Source organism: Olsenella uli (genome assembly GCF_016899935.1).
In the GTDB taxonomy this organism is placed as follows: Bacteria; Actinomycetota; Coriobacteriia; order Coriobacteriales; family Atopobiaceae; genus Thermophilibacter; species Thermophilibacter uli_B.
On sequence record NZ_JACJJK010000010.1, the window covers coordinates 16,541 to 34,484 of the forward strand.

Genomic DNA, 17,944 nt, shown 5'->3' on the forward strand with positions numbered 1-17,944 from the left:
ATCCGCGACCTTGTTCCGGGACGTTCTAGCAATCCGCGGCGTTGTCACGGGACGTTCTAGCAATCCGGGAGGTTGGCGCGGAATCGTCCGGGAATCCGGGGGGTTGCGCGGCCGGCGGGCCCGCAGGCGTGTCAAGCCCGGCTTTTCCCAGACGGCACCGGGACAAACGCGGCGTTTCCTGGACGGCGCCGGGACAAGGCCCCCGATTCTCGGGCGGGGCGAGAAGAACGCCTAGCGTAGGCCCGCTGCGGCCTCCACCTCGTCGGCCAGCGCGGCCGCCGCGCGCGACTGGCCGAGGCCCAGCGCCGCGGCGCGCATGGCCTCCCGGCGCGCCGGGTCGTCCACGAGGCCGAGCAGCGTCTCGGCGAACACGGGGTCGTCGATGCGGTCATCCGGCAGGAGCTCGGCGGCGCCGGCGTCCGTGAGGAAGCGGGCGTTGGTGGTCTGGTGGCCGGCCGTGGCGTGCGGGTAGGGCACGAGCAGGCTCGGCACGCCCACGGCGGCGATCTCCGCGATCGAGGAGGCGCCGGCGCGCGAGAGCACGAGGTCGGCGGCCGCGAGCGCCTCGCCCATGTTGGAGATGTAGGGCATCACGCGCCAGCGGAGCTGCTCCTCGGGCGTGAGCGCGAGCGCGGACACCGTCTCGTCGAAGCCGTCGGCGCCCGTGGAGTGCACCACCACGAGCCCCTCGCGGGAGAGGAGCTCGCGCTTGAGGCGGCAGACGCCCTCGTTGATGTGGGCCGCGCCGAGCGAGCCGCCAAAGACGAGCAGCACCGTCTGGTCCGCGCCCACGCCCAGCGCCGCGCGGCCCGCCTCCCGGCTCGCGTGCGTCACGCTGCGGCGGACCGGGTTGCCGGTGAGCACCACCGACGGCGCGCGGCGCCCCTCGCGCTCGAAGACCGCGCGGGCGGCCGGCACGGAGATGCACACGGCGGCCGCGTGCGGCGCGAGCGCCTTGTTCGCAAGGCCCGCCACGGAGTTCTGCTCGTGGAGCACGTAGGGCACGCCGAGGCGGTGGCAGCAGTTGAGCAGCGCCATCTCCACGTAGGCGCCGAAGCCCACGGCCACGTCGGGCGCTCCCTCCTCCGAGAAGAGCCGCGCGATCTTGGCCTGCGCGCGCCGCATGCGCACGAGCGAGCTCACGAGCGTCCACGGCCGCTCCCGGTCGAAGCCGCTCACAACGACCGGCACCAGCTCGAAGCCCGCCTCCGGGACGAGGCGGCCCTCGAGCTTGGCCGTCTGCCCGAAGAACCGCACGCGGTGGCCGCGGTCGCGCAGCTCCTCGGCCAGCGCGAGCGCCGGGTTGATGTGGCCGGCCGTGCCGCCGGCCGCGATCGCGATCTGGAGGTTCTTCTCGCCCATGCTCGCTCCTATCGTCTGGTCCTCGGGCCGGAGCCGCGCCCGCGCAGGCGCTCCGTGGCGCTCGGGCCGAGGTCGATCCTTCTCCTGCCGCCGCTCTCGCTCACGCGCCCGCGCGGGGCCCCCCGACCGCCGCGACCGGACGAGCCGCCCTCCACGACGCGCAGCCCCGAGCCCGACCGCGCGGAGGGGCCCGGCGCCGAGGTGCGCGCCGAGCGCGGCGTCGCCTCCCCGACCAGCGAGAGGCCACCCGAGTCGACCCGCTCGTCCACCTCGCGCCAGGAGCGGCGCGCGCTGTCGTGGGCGGTCTCGGGCAGGCGCGAGTGCACCGAGACTGAGACCACGAGCCCCACGAGCATGAGGCTCGCGAGGATCGAGGAGCCGCCGTAGCTCACGAACGGGATCGGCTTGCCCGAGAGCGGGAAGAGCCCCAGAACGCCGAACACGTTGAGGAAGAGCTGGATGACCACGATCGAGGTGCACCCCGCCGCGACGAGGCGCCCGGCGAGGTCCGGGGCGTGGCGGGCGATCTGCAGGCCCGCCCAGAGGAACACCATGAAGCCGGCGATCAGGCCGAGCGTGCCCACGAGCCCGCACTCCTCGCCGATCACGGCGAAGATGAAGTCGTTGTGCGCCATGGGGAGGTAGGCGTACTTCTGCCGCGAGAAGCCCACGCCCACGCCGAAAAGGCCGCCCGACCCGAAGGCGTAGAAGCCCTGGATGAGCTGCCAGCCGTTGCCGTAGGGGTCGGACCAGGGGTCGAGCATCGCGAGGAAGCGGGCGCGGGAGTAGTCGTCCTTCAGCGAGAGGAAGAGGAAGAGCGCGCCCGCGAGCACGAGGATGAATATCAGAAGGCGCTTGGGCAGGCCCGCGAGGTAGCCCATCACCACGAGCGTAAGGCCGCAGACCATGGTCGTGCCCTTGTCCGGCTGCATGATGATGAGCAGGAGCGGCAGGCACACGCCCACGCCCAGGAGCATGAGAAAGTGGGACCAGTCGAGCGAGCCCCGCTCGAAGTAGGCCTCCGCGAGGTTGGCGGCGGTGAAGATCACCGTGATCTTTGCGAACTCCGACGGCTGGAGGTCAAAGAAGCCGAGGTCGATCCAACGCGTGGCGCCCATGCCGTTGTCGGTGCCGAGCACGATGACGGCGAGCAGCAGAGCGAGCGTGACGACCCAGACGGGCATGAGGGCGCCGCGGACCCAGACGTGGTAGTCCACCTTGGCGAGCGCGACGGCGATCGCGGTGCCCAGCGCGACGAAGGCGAGCTGACGCTTGAGGTAGTAGGCGGCGTCCCCGGTGGCATTGAGCGCGGTGACCGAGGAGGCCGAGAAGACCATCAGCGCGCCGAAGGCGACGAGCACGGCCACGACCGCGAGCAGCACGAGACGCGGGCGCATGAACCGCTCGGGGACGCCGAACAGGCTCCGCTCCCCCCGCTCCCGGGCGCCCCCGCGCGGCGCACGCCCGGCGACGGCCCCCCGCGCCGTCACGCGCCCGCCCCCTCGGCGAGCTCGCGGACCAGCCGCTTGAAGAGGAGGCCGCGCTCGGCCATGTCGGAGAACTCGTCGAAGGACGAGCACGCGGGCGAGAGGAGCACCGTCTCGCCGGGCCGCGCCGCAGACGCGGCGGCGGCGAAGGCCTCGCGCAGGTGCGGCGCGCGCAGGACGCAGAGGCCGGGCGCCTCCCCCTCGAGGGCGCGGGCGATCCGCTCCCCCGCCTCGCCGAAGCAGACGGCGACGCGGCAGCGCTCGCGCACCGCCCGGACGAGCGGACCGAGCTCGGTGCCCTTGTCGTGGCCGCCGAGCAGAACGACGACCGTCCCCGGCTCGAAGGACGCGAGCGCCTTGACCACGGAGTCCACGTTGGTGGCCTTGGAGTCGTTGACAAAGCGGACGCCGCCGACCTCGCCGGCGGGCTCGATACGGTGCTCGATGGGCGAGAAGGACCTGAGGCCGTCACGGACGTCGTCCGCGCCGACGCCGAGCTCGAGCGCGACCGCCGCGGCGGCGAGGGCGTTCTCGGCGTTGTGGCGGCCGAAGATCCTGAGCTCGGAGGCGTCCACGAGCGCGAGCTCGACGCCCCGGCGGCGCACGACGAGGGCGTCGTCGCGCAGGAAGGCCGCATCGGGCGCGTCCGGCTCGCCCTCGACGCTCAGGCGGCAGACGGCGAGGCCGCGCGCCTCGGCGCGCCCCGCGACCGCGCGGCACCACGCGTCGTCGACCGAGACGACGGCGAGGTCGCCCGGCGCGAGGTTGGCGAGGGCGCGCTCCTTGGCCGCAGCGTAGGCCTCCATCGTGTGGTGCCACTCGAGGTGGTCGGGGGTCACGTTGAGCAGCACCGCGACACGCGGGTGGAAGAGGCGCGTCGTGGCGAGCTGGAAGCTCGAGAGCTCGGCCACGAACCAGGTGCGCTCCCCGCGCGCGGCGAGCGCCTCGGTCGGCGTGGTGCCGATGTTGCCGACCGACGCGGCGTCGAGCCCGCCCCGGCGCAGCAGGTGCGTGACGAGCGAGGTGGTCGTGGTCTTGCCGTTGGTGCCGGTGACGGCGACCCAGCGCTCGGGGCTCTCGCGCCAGGCGAGCTCGGGCTCGCCGATCACCTCGGCCGCGTGGGCGGCGGCGGAGCGGAAGAACGCGGAGGAGTCCGGGATGCCCGGCGAGGCGACCGCCAGGTCGAAGCGGCCCTCGACCTCCTCGGTGCCGCAGACGACGGTGACGCCGAGCGCCTCGAGCGCACGGGTCTTCTCGCCCGGCGCGGACGAGGCGCCCCCGAAGAGGGTGACCGAGGAGACGCGGGACGGGACGAGCCCCTGCAGGTAGCGCGCGACCGCCTCGCCGGTGCGGCCGAGGCCCAGGACGGCGATGTCGCCGAGGAACCGCTGAGAGCTGACGGCCATGGTGCTCGCCCCCCTACCCGAGCTGGAAGTAGAGGGCGAAGCCGAGCGCGGCAAAGGCGGCGGAGACGATCCAGAACCGCACGACGACCTTGTTCTCCTTCCAGCCCATCTTCTCGAAGTGGTGATGGATCGGCGCCATCAGGAAGACGCGCTTCCCGGTGAGCTTGAAGCTTATGACCTGGATCATGACCGAGAGGGCCTCGCAGATGAACAGGCCGCCCATGATGAGCGAGGTGACCTCGGTCTTGGTGAGCACGGCGAGCGAGGCGAAGGCGGCGCCGAGCGCGAGCGAGCCGGTGTCGCCCATGAAGATCGAGGCGGGGTAGCAGTTGTGCCAGAGGAAGCCCACGCAGGCGCCGGCGATCGACGCGGCGAGGATCGCGAGGTCGAGCTCGTTGTAGCGGAACGCGACCATGGCCATGAACAGCATCACGACCATCGTGCAGCCGCCCGCCAGACCGTCCAGGCCGTCGGTGAGGTTGACGGCGTTGGAGAGGCCGGCCATGAGCAGGAACACGAAGGCGAGGTAGACCCAGGGGACCATGACGCTCGCGCCGCCCACGACGAAGGTGGTGGAGAGGGCGCCCAGGTCGATGACGAGGCCGCCGGGGAAGCTGATCGTGGGCTCGATGCCGCAGACGTTGACGGCGACGAGGCAGAAGGTGACGGAGATGAGGATCAGGCCCGCCATCTTCTGGGAGGGGGTGAGCCCGAGCGAGCGGCCGTGCGCCACGCTCTCGATGTCGTCGAGCAGGCCCAGCGAGCCGGTGACGAGCGTCGCCCCGACGGCGAGCACGAGGCCCGGCGTCCACTCGGCGACGAGCGCGCACGTGACGACCACGCCCACGAGGATGACCACGCCGCCCATCGTCGGCGTGCCCTGCTTGACGAGGTGGCGCTGCGGGCCGTCGGCGCGGATCTGCTGGCCCACGCCCTCATGGCGCATGAGACGGATGAAGGGCGGCATCAGAAGGCCGGTCACGAGCGCGGCGATGCCGACGGCGAGAAACACCTGGTAGGTGGGATAGGCGGGATTTCCGATCATTGGGCGAGCACTCCCCTCACAAAGCGGTCGAGACCGGCGGCGCGCGAGGCCTTGGCCAGGACGAGGTCCCCGTCGGCGAGGACGGGGCCGATCACGGAGACGGCCTCCTCGACCGTGGCGAGGCGGCAGATGGCGTCCTCGGAGAGCCCCATCGTGCGGGCCGCCTCCGCCATCTCGTCGGCGAGCGCGCCGCCGACGATCACGAGCAGGTCGACCCCCGTGGCGGCCGCGTAGGCGCCCACGTAGCCGTGGAGGCGCGCGGCCTCGTCGCCGAGCTCGCCCATCTCGCCGAGCACCGCGATGCGGCGGCCCGTGCAGGCCATGCTCGCGAGCACGCCGAGCGAGGCGGCCATCGAGGCGGGCGCGGCGTTGTAGGAGTCGTCGATCACGCGGGCGCCCGAGGGGGCGACGCGGACGTCGAGGCGCATCCTCGTGGACGGCATGGCCGCGATCGCGGCGAGCGCGGCGTCGCGGTCGAGCCCCGCGCGCCAGACGAGGGCGAGCGCGAGCAGCAGGTCGTCGACGGGCGCGCGGCCGGGCATGGGCAGGCGCAGCGAGCCGGACCAGCCGTCCGAGCACGCGAGCGTGACGCGCGCGCGGCCCTCCTCGTCGAGCTCGAGCGCCGTGCGGCGCACCGCGTCGGCCGCGCCGCGCCCGACGAGCATGACGTCGACGCCTGCGGGGCGCGCGAAGCCGTCGGCGATGAGGGGGGTGAAGTCACCCGAGGAGCCGAGCGCGAGGGTCGCGGGGACGTCGGAGCGGCCGACCATGCCCGAGACGATCTCCGCCTTGGCCCGGGCGATGTTCTCGCGGCTGCCGAGAAGCCCGATGTGGCTCGTGCCCACGTTGGTGACGCAGGCAAGCGTCGGGCGGCAGGCGGCGCTCAGGCGCGCGATCTCCCCGGCGTGGTTCATGCCGAGCTCGCAGACAAGCACCTCGGCGTCGTCGGGGGCCGAGAGCACCGTGAGCGGCAGGCCGATCAGGTTGTTGAGGTTGCCGCGGGTCGCGTGGGTGCGCCGCTGCGCGCCGAGGGCGGCGGCGAGCATCTCCTTGGTCGTGGTCTTGCCGACCGACCCCGTGACGCCCACGACGAGCCACTCCGGGTGCGCGTCGCGCACGCGGCGGGCGAGGCGCAGGAGGAACTCCTCGCAGTCGTCGCCGGCGGCGCGCAGGACGGCGCAGCCGAGCGAGGCGAGCTCGTCGAGGTCGGCCGGGGGCACGTCGCGCGAGGCGACGACGGCCGCCGCGCCCAGCCGGGCGGCAGGGACGAGGTAGGCGTTGCCGTCGACCCGCTCGCCGGCGAACGCCACGAAGACGCGGCCCTCGCTGGCCTCGCGGGAGTCGATGACCGCCTCCCCGCAGACCTCGCGCGAGCCGGGAGAGAGCACGGTGGCCCCCGTCGCGGCCGCTATGTCGGATACGCTCAGTCGAATCATGATCACACTCCGATCAGGACGCCGGGTTGACGCCCAGGATGCCCATCGCCTGCTGCGCGATCTCGCGGAAGGCGACGCCTGCGGAATCGGACGAGAGGTAGGGCGTGTTGTTGAGGCCCACGTAGAGGAGCACCTGCGGGTCGTCCGCGTTCGCGAAGGCGCACAGGGACGAGACGTAGGACCCCTCCCGGTAGCCCCCGTCCTCCGAGGCCTGCTCGCCCGTTCCCGTCTTGCCGGCGAAGTCGTAGCCCTCGACCTGCCCGGTCGTGCCCGACCCCTCCGTCATGACGCCGCGCATCATGTCGATCTCCTGGGCCACCGTGTCCTCCGAGATGACGCGCTCCCCCGTCGGCCACTCCACCTGTTCCTCACCACGATACACGAGGAAGTGGGGCGTCGTTGGGACGCCGCCGTTGGCGACCGCGGAGAAGGCGCGCACGATCTGGACCATCGGGATCGCGAGGCCCTGCCCGAACGCCATCGACCCCGCCGTGGCGCCGTCGTACTCGTCCAGCGAGCGGACGATGCCCGCGACCTCGCCGGGGAAGTCGATCCCCGTGGCCTGGCCGATCCCGAAGCGCTCGACGCCCTCGGCGAAGCGCTCCGACCCGATGACCTCCTGGACGAGCTGCGCCATGGCGGTGTTGGAGGAGCGCACGAGCATCTCGCGCACGCTCATGTCCATCGTGTAGTCGCGCCCGTCGACGTCGGTGACCTGGTCGCTGCCGACCGTCACCGCGGCGGGCACGGTGTAGACGGTGTCCTCGGTGAAGAGCCCCGCCTCGATGCCGATCGAGGTCGTGAGCACCTTGAAGACCGAGCCCGGCTCGAAGGCGCTCGAGACGAGCTTGAGGTTGAGCGACGAGGCGTCCTCGAGGTCGGAGAAGTCGGGCAGGGGCGTCGAGCAGGCGGCGAGGACCTCGCCGGTCGTGGGGTCGGTGACCATGACCGAGCCGGACTCGGCCGAGTAGGTCTCCACGGCCCCGTCTATGACGCCCTCGCACACGCCCTGGAGGTCCACGTCGATCGAGACGACCAGGTCGGTCCCGTCGACGGCCTCGGTCACCTCCGAGGCGCCGCCGGCGATCGGGGTCCCGTCCAGGCCCGTCTCCATGAGCATCTCGCCGTCGGTGCCGGTGAGGACGTCGTCGTAGTAGAGCTCGAGGCCCGAGAGCCCCGTGCCCTCGGTGCCCACGTAGCCGATCACCTGGGCGGCGGTCGTCCCGTAGGGGTAGACGCGCTTGGTGTCCGAGGCGAAGTAGACGCCGCCGAGCTCCCGTTCCGCGAGGCGGTCGGAGAGCCGCTCGGCGACCTCCTGGTCGACCTGGCGGGCCACGTAGACGAAGGTCGTGTCCTGCGTGAGGAGCTCCATGTAGTCGGGCTTCTCGCCACCGAGCGCCTCGACGAGCAGGTCGGAAACGCCGGAGGGGTCCGAGACCGCCTTGGGGTTGGCGTAGACCGTCTGGCACTCGACGCTCATGGCGAGCGCGTTGCCGTTGCGGTCGTAGATCGTCCCGCGCCGGGCGTGGAGGGTCATCTTGTTGCTGCGCTGCGCCCGGGCGGCGGCGGAGAAGTCCCCGTGCTTGACGATCTGGAGGTAGGCGAGGCGCAGGGCCGCGACCGCCGAGAACCCGAGGAAGGTCGCCCGGGTCACCGCGAGGCCGTGGTCGGAGCCGCCGGACCCGGAGCCGCCCGGCCGCGCCGCCCTCGCGCGGTACCGCGCACGAGAGGCCTCGTCGTACGAGGCCTCCGGCTGCGTGCGCCGGCCGTGCCGGCTCTGTCTGTTCCTGCTGCTCACGGAAAAGAAGTCTACGACACGTCCGCCTGGGTCGGCGCGGCGTCCGGCGTCTGCGCAGCATCCCCATCAGGGGCGTCCGCGTCCGAGCCGAGCTCGATCGTCACCGCGTCGCCGGTGAGGACCATGCCGTAGTTCTGCGTGGCGATGCGCGAGATGCGCGCGTTGCTCGAGAGGACCGAGCGCTGGACCCTCAGCTGGTCGTTGAGGCTCGTCGACTCCTCGATCTGGGCGGAGAGGTCGGCGTTGGAGCTCAGGAGCGAGACCGTGGCGGCGGAGATGCCGACGCGGACCATGCCGAGGGCCACGAGGGCCGCCGCGACCACGAGCACCGCGCGCAGACGGGCCACGAAGGTCGGCGACACGCCGGCGCGGGCGCGGGCGTCGAGCCCGCCGCCGGTGACGACCTCGAAGGAGGGGGCGGCCCGGCGCTCGAGGCGCTCGCGCCTCTGCTCCGCCGCCTCCATGTTGTATGCCTCGGACCCCTGGTACCTCATAGCAACTTCCTCGTATCACTCGGCGCGCGCCGATGCTGATCATCTAGGCAGGTACGCTGGGAACTTGAGGGTTACTTGATGCATAATCCTCAAGGTGTACTTGAGCGACCTTAAGAGTTCATTCAGAGATGGTTGACAGTTCGTTTAGTGTTCGGTGGTGGTGCGGTTATGGTTCGTGCTGCTGCGTTGATGCTTCGTTTCTCTCGCTCTCTCATAGACGGCTCGCGCCGGCCATGACACCTTGGGTCCCCCTTCAGGCGACGTCGAGCTTGACCGCCACCCGCATGAGGGCGCTGCGCGACCTCGGGTTGGCCGCGACCTCCTCGCCGGAGGCGACGAGGGGCCTTCTCGTCCTGACGCTCACGATCGGCACGTGACCGCACACGCACACCGGAAGGTCCGGCGGGCAGGTGCACCCCTGGGAGAGCTCCGAGAAGACGTGCTTGACGATCCGGTCCTCGAGGGAGTGGTAGGAGATCACGCAGATCCTCCCGCCGGGGTTGGCCCAGCGGACGGCCGCGCGCAGCCCCCGGTCGAGCACGTCGAGCTCATGGTTGACCTCGATGCGCAGGGCCTGGAACGTCCGGCGGGCGGGATGTCCGCCGGTTCTTCTCGCCGCCGCGGGGATCGCCGCCTTGATGACGTCCACGAGCTGGAGCGTCGTCTCGATCGGCGCCTTGGCGCGCCGCTCGACGATCCGTCGGGCGATGCGGGCGGCAAAGCGCTCGTCCCCGTAGACGCGAAGGATTCGGGTGAGGTCTGCTTCGTTGTAGGTGTTCACGACCTCGGCTGCGGTAAGGGTGTGGTTCCCCGAATTCATGCGCATGTCGAGCGGGGCGTCCTCGTGGTACGAGAAGCCGCGCTCCGGGATGTCGAGCTGGGGCGAGGAGACGCCGAGGTCGAAGAGAAAGCAGTCGACCCCGGGCACCTCCGCCTCGACGAGAAGCTCGTCGAGGTCGCCGAAGTTGCCCTTGAGGAGGGACGTCGCCGCCTGCGGGACCTCGCGCTCGAGGCGCTCGGTCGCCGCCGCGAGCGCCATGTCGTCCTGGTCGATGCCGATCGACAGGCCGTCCGGCGCCACGCGCCTCGCCAGCTCCACGGTGTGCCCCGCGCCCCCGAGGGTGCAGTCGCACACCACCTCCCCCGGCTGGGGGTCGAGCTCGGCGAGGACCTCGGCGAGCATCACGGGTACGTGCCGATATTCTGCTGTCAGGACCCTCACCCCCTAGTCGTGGAAGAGAAGCGCGTCAAGGTCGTCCTCGAGGCTCTCCTGCGTCGCGTTCCACTTCTCGGCGTTCCAGACCTCGAAGTGGTCCCCGGCGCCCACCACCGTGACGGCGTCGGTGAGGCCGAGCTTCTCGCGCGTGCCGGGCTTGGCCACGTCGAGCTTGCCGAGGGCCACGCGACCGGCGGAGTCGATGTCGACCTCCACGGCGCGCGCCCACAGCCCCGTCCTCAGGCGAACGTCATCGCGGCTGCGAGGGTCGAAGTGGTGGTCGCCGTACTCGAAGAGCCCGTCGACGTACGCCTCGAACCCCTCGGGGGTGAAGCCGTTCACGCAACCGTTGAGCGGGACGAGGTATATCGTCTTCTTGTCGCCGTCCACGAGCTGCTTGCGGAAGACGGCCGGCAGGGTGACGCGCGCCTTGGCATCCACGGACATCGGATACGACCCGGCAAGCATGTCACCCTCCCTCCGAGACGAGAACCCTGCCCCGAACGGAGCGTGAGAACACTATACGCGAATCGCCACACTTTTTGACACGAGACCACACCTTCCCACACCCCGTGGTTGAAATCTGGGCGTGAGCGGTCTTTGGCGGCGCGCCGCGACCCAAGATGTGGGGTCCTCAGACGCGCGCGGCCACAAGCGGGGCGCCCGTCTGTTCGCCTTTCCGGGAACAGATTGTGTGGGTGCGATGAATCCGCAGCTCACGACGGCTTTTTCTGTTCTTCTCGGCCTTTTCCCAGCTCAGGGGGCCAGCGGGGGACATCCGATCCGGTGGGGCGCCGTCCCACGCTCGCGCGCCCCGCCCTCCCCCGCTCGCGGAAGCCCTGCAGGGCGGGCGGCGCGGCGCCCTATACTTGCGCCAGGAACCGCTCAGAAGGCGCGGCCGCACGGCGCGCTCCGAGAGATTGGCCGCCCATGCTCACCCGTCGTGCCCTTCTCGCCCTGTCCGCAGGGCTGCTCGCCGCGCTTCCCGGATGCGCCGCGGGCGGCCCCGACCCCGCGCCGGAGCCGGACGGCGGCGCGCGGACGCAGCCGGTGCAGATGCGCCTCACCGTCCCGGCCTCCTACCTCGCGTTCACCGGGAACACGGCCGAGGGGACGGCGGAGGGCTACGAGAGCTACTCAGACGGGGAAATCGACACGAGCGTCCTCGAGGACGGCTCGCTCGAGCTCTACCTCACCGACCACTGGTACGGGCAGCTGCGCGCCCAGTGGGAGGACGAGCTCGCTGACGGGACGGACGCGCTACGCGGGCGGGACGACGTCACCAGCGTCGAGGTGACGGAGGGCCGCGACGACGTGAGCGTCACGGCGCGCGCCACCTTTGCCGAGCGCGCCGACGCCGACCTCTACCGGGTCGTCGCCGCCTGCGGCTTCCTGCAGCTCCTCGACCCGGAATCCGACGGGCAGGGGGACTGGGCGGTCGAGGTCAGCCTCGTGGACGCCGAGACGGGCACGGAGGTCGTGCGGGGCACGGTGCCGGCCGACGAGCTCTCCTACAGTCGCGAGAGCTGGGACGCGGCCGTCTCTGCGGGGCCCTAGGCGCCGAGCGAGGCGAGCACGTCGGCGAGTGCGTCGTCGCGCCGGTCGGCCGCCTGCAGGTACGCCCGGAGCAGCGGCTGGGCCGCCGAGAAGAGCCCGGCCTCCGTGCAGGCGACGGCCGCCGCACGGAGGCGCTCGGAGAGCCGCCCCGTGTCTCCCGTGGGCAGGCCCGCCCTCTCCAGCACGCGGGCGAGGCGCTCCCCCGTGAGCGCGGCCGGGTCGAGGCGACTCGCGGCCAGGGCCTCGCGCTCGCGCTCCGCGAGCAGGCCGAGCTCGCGGCGGGCGGGCCCCGCCTGGGCGCGGCCCAGCTCGACGCAGCGCCGGTAGCAGGCGACGGCGGCCTCCACCATGCCGAGGTCGTAGGTCAGCGCGGCAAGACGGTAGAGGCAGAGGGAGAGGCCGTCGACGGTCGGGCAGCGCGTCGCGGCCTCGCTCACCGCGCGCACCGCCTCGTCGGTCCGTCCCAGATCGCGCAGGCAGTCCGCGCGGGTGATCGTCGCCTCGACCGTGCACGGGGCGAGCGCCACGGCGCGCTCCGCATGGGCGAGCGCGCGGTCGAGGTCGCCGGGAAGGCCGCGCCGGCGCTCGAGGACCGCCGCGTACTGGTGCGCGAGGAAGTACGCGTCCGGGACGAGCCGCACGGCGCGGCCGTCGGCGCAGTCGAGGTTGTAGGCCACGCGCTCGGGGATCGAGCGGAAGTAGCGATGGGCCGTCCGCTCGTCGTCGCGATAGGCGCCGGCTGCCTCGATGGGCGCGAGGGCGTCCTCGAGCAGGTTCGCGACCCTCGAGAGCTCCTCCTGGTCCTGCTCGTCCGTCGCAGGGACGAGGGGCCCCGCCTGGCGCACGGCGCGCTCGAGCGCCGAGCCGCCGACAAAGCACTCGATGAGGCCGTTGGTGTCCTCTACGTCGAGCTCGCCGGCGACCAGGGCGCACGTCGTGCGCTCGCAGGCCTCGACGACCGAGGCGTCCGTGGCGGACGCGCGCAGCTCGGAGAGGGCCGCCACCGCGTCCTCCGTCGTGTCGCCGAGCCCGCCGAAGTCGTCCGCGACGCGCTCCCACGCGTCAAGGCGCACCACGCTCTCCGCGATGCCGAGCTCGGAGCGCCGGTGCGCCCCGCAGGCGCGCACGACCGCCTCGGGGCAGGGCTCGTCGGAGAGCTCCACCGGGCGATAGCGCTCGGCCGGGCGCAGCTGGGCGTCGACGAACGACAGCAGCGGCGCGACGGGAGCGAGCCAGCCGTCCGCAGCGGGGCGATAGCGCAGCTCGGCGGAGGGCTCGGGCAGGCCGCCCTCGCGCGAGGCGGCCACCATGCGCTCGAGCGAGGAGCGCGTGATCTCTGCGGAGAGGACGCAGTCCACGCTCCCGTCCTCGTGGCAGCTGACGACCACGCGGCGAATCGCCGGCGAGGCGGCGAGCGCCGTACGGGCGACGAGCAGCGCCAGGTCATACGCGTAGGCCCGGGCGAGCGCGACGCGCTCCGCCCCCGGCGCGAAGGAGAAGGCCGCCGGCCGGGGCACGGCCACCCGCACCCCGAGCAGCCCCTCGGAGACGTTGAGCCGGAAGTCCGCGACCATGCGGAAGGGCACCGGCAGGTTCTCCAGGGCGTCGGCGAAGGCCGCGCGCACGGCCCACTCTCCCCCGGGGGCGGCGCCCTCGGTGACGGAGGCGAGAAAGCGGCTGCCCGGATGGCGCACGGGCTCCAGGCGGGAGACGCCGGCGAGAAGGACGCGCAGCCGCTCGTCCAGCGTGGCGGGCGACCGGGCCATCTTGGCCGCGTCCTGCCCGAGGTTGAGGGCCGCCTCGACGGCCCAGACGCGGTCCACGTCCTCCCGGGACGGCCACGCGTCCTCGGGCACGAGCCACCAGCGGCCGCTGCGCGCGAGCCTGCGGGCGCGGCAGCGCGGCTCGCCCGTCCAGTCCGCAATCCCCGTGCGCCGCACGAGCTCGCGCTGGTCGGCGGGCAGCTGGTCGGGGGCGTCCGCGACGAAGTAGCGCAGCGTCGCGAGCGCGTCGTCCGAGCGCGGGAGCACCTGGTCGAGCGGCGCGATGCCGCCGTCCGCACGCGCGGGCGCGGGCCTCGGCGCAGGTGTGGGCGCGGGCGCCGCGTCCTTCTCGGCCTCCCGGGGCGCCGGGGCCGCCCGCAGGCGGTCGCGCAGCCGCAGCGCCACGACCAGAATCCCCAGCACGACGAGCGTGACCCCCAGGAGCATCCCCCGGGCGACGTCGCGCATCTCGGAGGCGTCGCGCCAGCCGGTCCCGGTGTAGGACGGGTCGTTGCCGATGGAGGCGTACTGAGAGAAGGCGTAGACGAGGACGAGCGCCCCCGCCACGACCATGCCCGCGCCGAACCACGCGGGAATCGGACGATCTCCGGACCGACTCATGGGCACCCCTCACGTCGAAGAATCCGCCCCCAGTATACGTGGAAAAGGGACAGTCCCTTTTCCACGTCAGCTGCGGGCGCGCGGGTGGGCGGAGAGGTACACGCGGCGGATGTGGGTGCGGTCGAGGTGCGTGTAGAGCTGGGTCGTGGCCACGTTGGCGTGCCCGAGCAGCTCCTGGACCACGCGCAGGTCCGCCCCGCCCTCCAGGAGGTGCGTGGCGAAACTGTGGCGCAGCGTGTGCGGGTGCAGGCCGGAGATCCCCACGACGCGGCCGTACTTCTCGACGATCGCATGGACGGACTGCCGAGAAAGACGTCCGCCCCGGGCGTTGAGGAACACGGCGGGGCAGGGCACCCGCCCCGCGAGCGCGCCGCGCCCCTCGTCGAGGTAGCGGCCGAGCGCGTCGGCCGCCGCGCCCAGGACGGGCACCACGCGCTCCTTGGAGCCCTTGCCCAGGACGCGCAGGAGCCCCTCGTCCAGGAGCACCGCGCGCTCGTCGAGCCCCACGAGCTCGCTCGCGCGCAGGCCGCAGCCGTAGAGCACCTCCAGCACGGCATGGTCGCGCAGGCCCGCGGGCGTGCGCGGGAACGGCTGGTCGAGCAGGCGCGCCGCGTCCTCGCGCGAGATGACGTCGGGCAGGCGGCGGGGCTTGGCCGGCAGGGGCAGGTCGGCGGTCGGCAGCGTGCGCGCGATCTCGTCGGTCAGCATGAAGCGGTGGAAGCCCTTGACGGCCGAGGCGGCGCGCTCCACCGACGAGGCGGCCAGGCCGGCCTCCGTGAGCGCGGCGACGTGCGCCTCCACGAGCTCGAGCGTCACCTCGTCGGGCCGCGTGACCCCGCGCTCGGCGAGCCACGCCACGTAGCGCGCGAGGTCGCGCCCGTACGAGGCGACGGTGTTCTCCGAGCAGCCCCGCTCGACGGCGAGGTAGCTCAGATACTCCTCCCGGGCTCGCGCGAGGTCCACGGCGCTCCCTACTCCGAGGCGACCACGTCGTGGCGGTCGCAGCCCTCGTGGTGCGCGATCGCGGCGCGCACGAACTCGCGGAAGAGCGGCGCCGGGCGGTCCGGGCGGCTCTTGAACTCGGGATGGGCCTGGCTCGCCACGAACCACGGGTGCGTCTCCTCCGGCAGCTCGACCATCTCAACCAGGCGCTCGTCGGGCGAGAGGCCGGAGATCTTGAGCCCGGCCTCGGTCAGGCGGTCGCGGTAGGCGTTGTTGACCTCGTAGCGGTGACGGTGGCGCTCGTAGACGAGCGGCTCGCCGTAGGCCTCCTCGGCGAGCGTGCCGGGCACGACCTTGCACGGGTAGGCGCCGAGGCGCATCGTGCCGCCCTTGTCGGTGATCTCAGCCTGGTCGGGCATGATGTCGATCACTGGGTGCGGCGTCTCGGGGTCGAACTCGGCCGAGCTCGCGCCGACAAGCCCGCACACGTCGCGCGCGAACTCGCAGACCGCGACCTGCAGGCCCAGGCAGACGCCCAGGTAGGGCACGCGCTCGGTGCGCGCCCGGTGCGCGGCGCAGATCTTGCCCTCGATGCCGCGCAGGCCGAAGCCGCCGGGCACGAGGATGCCGTCCGCGTCGCCGAGCACCTCCTCGACGTTCTTCTCGCTCAGCGCCTCGCCGTCCACCAGCTGGATGTCCACGTGCCGGCCGAAGAGCACGCCGGAGTGGTGCAGCGCCTCGATGATCGAGAGGTAGGCGTCGGGCAGCTGCGTGTACTTGCCCACCACGCGGATGCGCGTCGCGTCCTCGCGCGCGTTGGCCGCGTGCATGGCGTTCGTGAAGGCGTACCAGCCCTCCATGTGGCTCTCGCGCGCCTCGAGGCCCAGCCGCTCGCAGACCTTGAGGTCGAAGCCCTGGTCGGCGAGGTGCGCCGGCACGTCGTAGATCGAGGGGCAGTCGGAGTTCTCAAAGACGTGGTCGGCGGGCACGTCGCAGAAGCTCGCGATCTTGGCGCGGATGCCCGCGTCCACCTCGTGGTCGGAGCGGCAGACGATGAAGTCGGGCTGGACGCCCATTGAGCGCAGCTCACGCACGGAGTGCTGCGTGGGCTTGGTCTTGACCTCGTGCGCGGCGGCGATGTAGGGCACGAGGCTCACGTGAATGAGGCAGGTGTCCTCGGCGGGCTGCTCGCGGCGGAACTGGCGGATGGCCTCGACGAAGGCCTGGCCCTCGATGTCGCCGATCGTGCCGCCGAGCTCGGTGATCACCACGTCGGCGCCGGTCTGCTCCTCGATGCGGCGGAAGCGTCCCTTGATGGCGTCCGTGACGTGCGGGATGACCTGCACGGTGCCGCCGAGGAAGTCGCCGGCGCGCTCGCGGGAGATGAGGCTCTGGTAGATGGCGCCGGTCGTGAAGTTGGACTCGCGCGTGAGGTTCTCGTCGATGAAGCGCTCGTAGTGGCCGAGGTCGAGGTCGGACTCGTAGCCGTCCTCGGTGACGAAGACCTCGCCGTGCTGGAACGGGCTCATCGTGCCCGGGTCCACGTTGAGGTAGGGGTCCGCCTTCTGCATCACGACCTTGTAGCCGCGCGCCTTGAGCAGCCTGCCCAGCGAGGCGGCGGTGATGCCCTTGCCGAGCGATGAGACGACGCCGCCGGTCACGAAGATGTGCTTTGCCATGGGGACCTCCCGCAGAATCCGGTTTCGTTTCCACGGGTCTCCATGGTAGCGCGCGCCGGGGCCGGCGGCGGGTCCGTTCGCCGATTCCGTCGCACGCGCGAAACATTGCGACACGCGCCGGACACGCGGGACCGGCGGACGCCGGGCGGGACGCTACAGGTACCGGCGCCAGTCGTCGTCCTCGTCGTCGGCGGCGGAGGCGCTCGCGGCGGCCTCGGCGGCGGCCCGCTCGGCACGGCTCACGTACGGCGCGGCGTTTGCCTCCGGGAACGTGGCGAGCGCGTGCTCGAAGACCTCGAGATGCTCGTCCGCGCGCCCGCGCGGCACGGCGAAGGTCACCTCGCGCGCGGCGTGGGTGCCGCCCGCGAGCTCCGCGCGGAACGTCTCGGCGACCACGGCCGCGTCCCAACCAAAGACGCCGCAGCCAAAGGCCCCGAGCACGAGCTTCTCGTGGCCGAGCTCGTCGGCGAGCGCCATGAACAGCCGCACGCGGTCGCGCAGGGCGGCGAGCAGCGCGTCCTCCCCCACGTGGTAGTCCGCGCGGGCGCGGCGCGCGTCGGGGGCGGCGGCCACGATCACGTCGGCATAGGAGTGGTAGCCGTCCCGCTCGAAGCGCACGCGCGGCACCACGAGCGCGCGGTTGCGGTAGAGGTGGCAGTTGACGTAGCGCCGGCGGTTCTCGGCGTACCAGGGGCCCTTCTCGCGCAGGACGTTGTAGAGGAAGCTCGCCGAGCAGAGCGCCTGCTCCTGACCCCACGAGCCGCGCTCGTAGCCGCCGCCGGGGTACAGGAACGAGGCGAAGTCGAGCACGGCCAGGTCGCACGCCGAGGCAAGCCCGCGCCCGCGCGCGAGCACTGCGGAGACCGTGTCCTCGTCCACGACGGTGACGGTCGGCACGCACGGCTCCGCCACCGGGACGGCCGGGGCGCCGTCGTAGGTGCGCACGTCCCTGACGCAGGAGGCGATCTCGCCCGGGAAGCGGCGCGCCATCTCCTCGACGTGACGCCGCGCCTGCTCCGCCCGACCGGGCCCGCGCCCCTCGCGTCGCGCGTTCTTCTCAGCCATGCGTGCCCCCTTCCTCGTGGTTGGTGCCATTCTCGCACAGCGGCAGAACGCGGGCGAGAAGAACCTCGACGCG

14 protein-coding genes are annotated in these 17,944 nt (G+C 72.5%); 1 reads left to right on the forward strand and 13 read right to left on the reverse strand.

The window, feature by feature from the left end; genetic code table 11:
* Positions 1–231: 231 nt before the first annotated feature.
* The 9 genes from H6A07_RS08860 to H6A07_RS08900 form a co-directional block, all read right to left on the reverse strand.
* Entirely contained in the window at positions 232–1,362 is a 1,131-nt protein-coding gene (locus H6A07_RS08860) for a UDP-N-acetylglucosamine--N-acetylmuramyl-(pentapeptide) pyrophosphoryl-undecaprenol N-acetylglucosamine transferase (protein ID WP_204814559.1), read from the reverse strand.
* Positions 1,363–1,370: 8 nt separating this feature from the next.
* Positions 1,371–2,852 (reverse strand): FtsW/RodA/SpoVE family cell cycle protein, encoded by a 1,482-nt coding sequence (locus tag H6A07_RS08865; protein ID WP_342636584.1) that lies wholly within the window; start codon positions 2,850–2,852, stop codon positions 1,371–1,373.
* On the reverse strand, positions 2,849–4,255 hold the full coding sequence (murD, locus tag H6A07_RS08870; RefSeq protein ID WP_204814560.1) for a UDP-N-acetylmuramoyl-L-alanine--D-glutamate ligase: 1,407 nt from the start codon (positions 4,253–4,255) through the stop codon (positions 2,849–2,851). The genes H6A07_RS08865 and murD overlap by 4 nt, the downstream gene beginning before the upstream one ends.
* 13 nt (positions 4,256–4,268) lie before the next feature.
* Entirely contained in the window at positions 4,269–5,300 is a 1,032-nt protein-coding gene (gene mraY / locus H6A07_RS08875; RefSeq protein ID WP_204814561.1) for a phospho-N-acetylmuramoyl-pentapeptide-transferase, read from the reverse strand.
* A complete protein-coding gene (locus tag H6A07_RS08880; RefSeq protein WP_204814562.1) occupies positions 5,297–6,736 on the reverse strand; it encodes a UDP-N-acetylmuramoyl-tripeptide--D-alanyl-D-alanine ligase in 1,440 nt (479 codons plus the stop codon). Before H6A07_RS08880 ends, mraY begins: the two co-directional genes overlap by 4 nt.
* Positions 6,737–6,749: 13 nt before the next feature.
* A complete protein-coding gene (locus tag H6A07_RS08885; protein ID WP_204814563.1) occupies positions 6,750–8,534 on the reverse strand; it encodes a penicillin-binding transpeptidase domain-containing protein in 1,785 nt (594 codons plus the stop codon).
* 11 nt (positions 8,535–8,545) lie between these two features.
* A complete protein-coding gene (locus H6A07_RS08890) occupies positions 8,546–9,028 on the reverse strand; it encodes a cell division protein FtsL (RefSeq protein ID WP_204814564.1) in 483 nt (160 codons plus the stop codon).
* Positions 9,029–9,281: 253 nt separating this feature from the next.
* On the reverse strand, positions 9,282–10,241 hold the full coding sequence (gene rsmH, locus H6A07_RS08895; RefSeq protein ID WP_204814619.1) for a 16S rRNA (cytosine(1402)-N(4))-methyltransferase RsmH: 960 nt from the start codon (positions 10,239–10,241) through the stop codon (positions 9,282–9,284).
* 12 nt (positions 10,242–10,253) lie between these two features.
* Positions 10,254–10,712 carry a division/cell wall cluster transcriptional repressor MraZ gene (locus H6A07_RS08900; RefSeq protein ID WP_204814565.1) on the reverse strand — a complete coding sequence of 153 codons (459 nt, stop codon included), beginning with the start codon at positions 10,710–10,712 and terminating at the stop codon, positions 10,254–10,256.
* 462 nt (positions 10,713–11,174) lie between these two features.
* Between H6A07_RS08900 and H6A07_RS08905 the strand changes: the two genes are divergently transcribed.
* Positions 11,175–11,801, forward strand: a complete 627-nt coding sequence (locus tag H6A07_RS08905; RefSeq protein WP_204814566.1) for a hypothetical protein — start codon at positions 11,175–11,177, stop codon at positions 11,799–11,801.
* On the opposite strand, the gene H6A07_RS08910 is transcribed toward H6A07_RS08905, so the two are convergent.
* The 4 genes from H6A07_RS08910 to H6A07_RS08925 form a co-directional block, all read right to left on the reverse strand.
* The gene (locus H6A07_RS08910) at positions 11,798–14,185 is read right to left on the reverse strand and encodes a tetratricopeptide repeat protein (protein WP_204814567.1); all 2,388 of its coding nucleotides are present in this window, start codon (positions 14,183–14,185) and stop codon (positions 11,798–11,800) included. The genes H6A07_RS08905 and H6A07_RS08910 overlap by 4 nt on opposite strands.
* A 66-nt stretch (positions 14,186–14,251) precedes the next feature.
* On the reverse strand, positions 14,252–15,148 hold the full coding sequence (locus H6A07_RS08915; protein WP_204814568.1) for a tyrosine recombinase: 897 nt from the start codon (positions 15,146–15,148) through the stop codon (positions 14,252–14,254).
* Between the two features lie 8 nt (positions 15,149–15,156).
* Positions 15,157–16,806 (reverse strand): CTP synthase, encoded by a 1,650-nt coding sequence (locus tag H6A07_RS08920; RefSeq protein ID WP_204814569.1) that lies wholly within the window; start codon positions 16,804–16,806, stop codon positions 15,157–15,159.
* 153 nt (positions 16,807–16,959) lie between these two features.
* A complete protein-coding gene (locus H6A07_RS08925) occupies positions 16,960–17,871 on the reverse strand; it encodes a TIGR02452 family protein (RefSeq protein WP_204814570.1) in 912 nt (303 codons plus the stop codon).
* Positions 17,872–17,944 lie beyond the last annotated feature (73 nt).